The organism is Sphingomonas sp. Ant20 (assembly GCF_000783375.1).
Taxonomy (GTDB): Bacteria; Pseudomonadota; Alphaproteobacteria; order Sphingomonadales; family Sphingomonadaceae; genus Sphingomonas; species Sphingomonas aerolata.
Genome location: NZ_JRVI01000208.1, coordinates 1 through 4,405, shown reverse-complemented (window position 1 = coordinate 4,405; position 4,405 = coordinate 1). Strand labels below are relative to the sequence as shown.

Genomic DNA, 4,405 nt, shown 5'->3' with positions numbered 1-4,405 from the left:
ACGACAACACCGTGTCGAGCGCACCCTCGACGCCCGCCCCGACCGTCGCGACGCAGGACGCCACCGCGCCGAGCAGCGGCCCCGCCGCCGAGTCCAGCGACGACATCGTCGTCACCGGTTTCCGCGCCAGCCTGCGCTCGTCGATCGCGGTCAAGCGCAACCTCGACGTCGTCGCCGAGATCGTCTCGGCCGAGGATATCGGCCGCTTGCCCGACGTCTCGATCGCCGAGTCGCTCGCCCGCCTGCCCGGCGTCACCTCGCAGCGTACCGGCGGCCAGGCGTCGGCGATCAACATCCGCGGCCTCAGCCAGGATCTCGTCTCCGCCACGCTCAACGGCCGCGAACAGGTCGCGACCTCGGGCAACCGCGTCATCGAATTCGACCAGTATCCGTCCGAACTCATCAACCAGGCCGCGGTCTACAAGAGCCCCAAGGCCTCGCAGATCGAGGGCGGCGTCGCCGGCAAGGTCGAGCTCAGCACCGCGCGCCCGCTCAGCATCCCCGGCAAGACGCTCGTCAGCGTCAACGTCCGCGGCGTCTATAACGACCGCGCCGGCCAGAACCCCGACGCCAGCGAATTCGGCTATCGCGGCAGCGCCTCGATCCAGACCAAGCTGCTCGACGACACGCTCGGCCTCGCGGTCGGCTATGCGCGTCTGAAGCAGGCGAACGTCGCCACGCGCTTCGTGGGCTATGATTACACCGCGACCGGCCAGAACGGCAGCCCGGCGATCCGCGACCTCGACGGCAACGGCCGCGCCGACGCGATCGGCTATGGCTTCGAGGCGGTCCAGTCGGGCGGCAACGAGACCCGCGACGGCGTGCTCGGCAGCGTCCAGTATGAGCCGACCGACACGTTCCGCGTCCTGCTCGACGGCTATTATTCGCGCTTCAAGTCGGACGTGTTCCGCCGCGGCATCCGGGTCGAGAACCTGCAGCAGACCAGCAGCAACTTGACCGACCCGACCGTCATCGGCAACACGATCGTCGGCGGCAACGCCTCGGGCATCCGCACCCGCACGATCCAGCAGAACGAGAACCGGCTCGACAAGCTCTACACCTTCGGCGGCAACGTCCAGAAGGACATCGGCCAGCTCACGCTCACCGCCGACGGCTCCTATTCGCGCGCGTCGAGCTTCTTCAACAATTCGGGTCTCGACGACAACGGCAACACGACCGCAACGCCGACGACGCTCAGCTACAAGCTCGACGGTCTCAACGTCGGCTCGTTCTCGACCAACGCCAACTACACCGATCCCGCCGCGAACACGTTCGAAGGCTTCTACATCGTCCCGCAGAAGGACACCGACCGCCTCTATGCGTTCGCGGGCAGCGCGCTGCTCAAGATCGACGGTCCGTTCCTCAAGTCGTTCGAGGTCGGCGGCCGCTATGGCAACCGCAAGGCGGAGCGGACGATCACCAGCTTCAACGCGTTCAGCTTCGCTGCACCCGTCACGCTGACCGGCTCGAACTCGACGACCGCGGGCTTCAAGGGCAAGTTCTCGTCCTTCCCCGACTTCATCGTCGCCGATATCGGCAGCATCTTCGACTCGCAGCTCGGGCCAGACCGCGTCGTCGACCAGACCCAGGCGTTCACGCAAGACCAGAGCTTCACGATCGACGAGAAGACCTATGCCGGCTACGGCCAGCTTAACTTCGACACGATCGCCGGCTCGCTGCCGTTCAAGGGCAATATCGGCCTGCGCGTCGTCCACACCGACCAGAGCTCGTCCTCGACCATCTCGGACGGCGGCACCGGTCGCTACCTCAACACCCGTGGCCGCAAGTTCACCGACTGGCTGCCCCAGGCGAACTTCATCCTCGGCCTGACCGAGAACGACCAGGCCCGCCTGTCGTTCTCGCGCCAGATCTCGCGCCCGCGCTTCTTCGACTTCCGCAACTCGATCAGCACCAACCTGGTCAGCATCGGCGGCACCGCGGCGCGGCTCGACGGGTCGGGCGGCAACCCCGCGCTCCAGCCGTTCCGCGCCAACCAGTTCGACGCCACCTATGAGCATTATTTCGGCAACAGCGGCTCGCTCGTGCTCGGCGCCTTCTACAAGGACGTCCGCAGCTTCGTGATCGGCGGCGTCATCCCGAACTACGACTTCGCCGCCAACGGCATCAGCACACCGCCGCTCGCCGGGACCGGCTTCACCAGCGTCGTCACGACCGGCAATCTGTTCGCGCCGATCAACGGCAATGGCGGCTATGTCTATGGTTTCGAAGGCGCCATCACCAAGACGTTCGACTTCCTGCCGGCGCCGTTCGACGGCCTCGGCGCGGTGCTCAACATCTCGTACAACCAGTCCGACGTCAGCATCACCAACGCGATCAGCGGCAACACGCTCTCGCTGTCGCTGCCCGGCCTGTCGAAGATCGTCTCCAACCCGACGCTCTTCTACGAGAAGAACGGCTTCCAGACGCGCGTCTCGATGCGCTACCGCTCGAAGTTCGTCGCGCCGCAGTTCGGCCTCAGCGAGCAGATCGTGACCAACGCCGCCGAGACCGTGTTCGACGCGCAGATGAGCTATGAATTCCCGCAGGGCAGCCCGCTCGCCGGGATGACGCTGCTCGCGCAGGCGAACAACCTGACCGACCAGCCGACCCGCTCCTATTTCGGCCAGACCGCACAGACGGGCACGCTGCAATATTTCGGGCGCCAGTTCTATCTCGGTGCGAGCTTCCGCTTCTAACTACCTGCAATACCGCCGTCCGCCCGGGGTCCTCCCGGCGGACGGCGACCCGGCGCCGGTGGCGCCGTCACCGATTCCGGTGCGAAAAGGACATCCGATGATCAAGAGCGTCGCCACCATCCTGGCAGGGTTGCTCGCGCTCTCGCCCGCCATCGCAGACCCCGGCCCGGCACCTAAGGCGGCACCGGCCACCGACTATCGCGCGCGGCTGCCGCAGGACGAGGTCATCTATTTCGTCCTCCCCGACCGGTTCGAGAATGCCGATCCCGCCAACGACCGTGGCGGCCTCACCGGCGATCGCCGCGTCACCGGCTTCGATCCGACCGCCAAGGGCTTCTACCATGCGGCGACCTCAAGGGTCTGACCAAGCGCCTCGGCTATCTCCAGCAGCTCGGCGCGACCGCGATCTGGCTAGGCCCGATCTTCAAGAACAAACCCGTCCAGGGCGCGCCCGGCAAGGAATCCGCTGGCTATCACGGCTACTGGATCACCGACTTCACGCAGGTCGATCCGCATCTCGGCACCAATGCCGACATGACCGCGCTCGTCACCGCGGCGCATGCGCGCGGGATGAAGGTCTATATGGACATCATCATCAACCACACCGCCGACGTGATCCAGTACCGCGAATGCACCGAGGGCACCCCCTGCGCCTATCGCGACCGCGCCAACTACCCGTATCAGCGCAAGCTCGGCCTGCGCGGCAAGGCGATCAATTCCGGTTTCGCGGGCGACGCCGTCCGCACGCCTGAAAACTTCGCGCGGCTGACCGACCCCGGCTTCGCCTACACGCCCTATGTGCCTGCGAAGGAACGGACCGTGAAGGTCCCCGCCTGGCTCAACGACCCGATCTACTACCATAACCGCGGCGACTCGACCTTCACCGACGAGAGCTCGACGATGGGCGACTTCTCCGGTCTCGACGATCTCGCGACCGAGAACCCCCGCGTCGTGTCGGGCATGATCGACATCTTCGGCGGCTGGATCGACCGGTTCAAGGTCGACGGCTTCCGCATCGACACCGCGCGCCACGTGAACCCCGAATTCTGGCAGGCCTTCACGCCCGCGATGCTCGACCGCGCCAAGGCGAACGGCATCCCCAATTTCCACATCTTCGGCGAGGTCGCCTATGGGACGATGGATCCGGGCTATCTTGCGCGCTTCACCCGCGTCGACAAGCTGCCCGCGGTGCTCGACTTCGGCTTCCGCTGGGGCGTGACCGACGTCGTCGCGGGCAACAAGGGCACCAACGAACTCGCCGCGCTGTTCGACGGCGATGCGCTCTACGAACACGGCGCCGACACCGCGATGATCCTGCCGACCTTCCTCGGCAATCACGACCAGGGCCGCTTCGCCCGCGACGTCCGCCGCCTCAACCCGAATGCGAGCGACGCCGAGGTGCTGGCCCGCGTCAAGCTCGGCCATGCGATGCTGCTGACGCTGCGCGGCGTGCCGACCATCTATTCGGGTGACGAGCAGGGCTTTGCCGGTGACGGCGACGACCAGGACGCGCGCGAGGACATGTTCGCCTCGAAGGTCGCGGTCTATAACGACAACCGCCTCGTCGGTACCGACGCGACCACCGCGACCGCCAGTTTCGGCACGACCCACCCGCTGTTCCGCCAGATCGCCGAGCTCGCGCGCCTCCGCGTCGCGCACCCGGCGCTGACCCGCGGCCGCACGCTCGTCCGCGCGCGGGGCGATACGCC

The 4,405-nt window shown here is 66.6% G+C and carries 1 protein-coding gene and 1 pseudogene; both read left to right on the top strand.

Annotated elements, in window-relative coordinates; genetic code table 11:
* Window positions 1–2,696, top strand: a 2,696-nt coding sequence (locus NI18_RS18330) for a TonB-dependent receptor (RefSeq protein WP_306286507.1), incomplete at its 5' end; no start/stop codon positions are given.
* Between the two features lie 97 nt (window positions 2,697–2,793).
* Window positions 2,794–4,405: pseudogene (locus tag NI18_RS18325) on the top strand (alpha-amylase family glycosyl hydrolase); the annotation flags it as partial.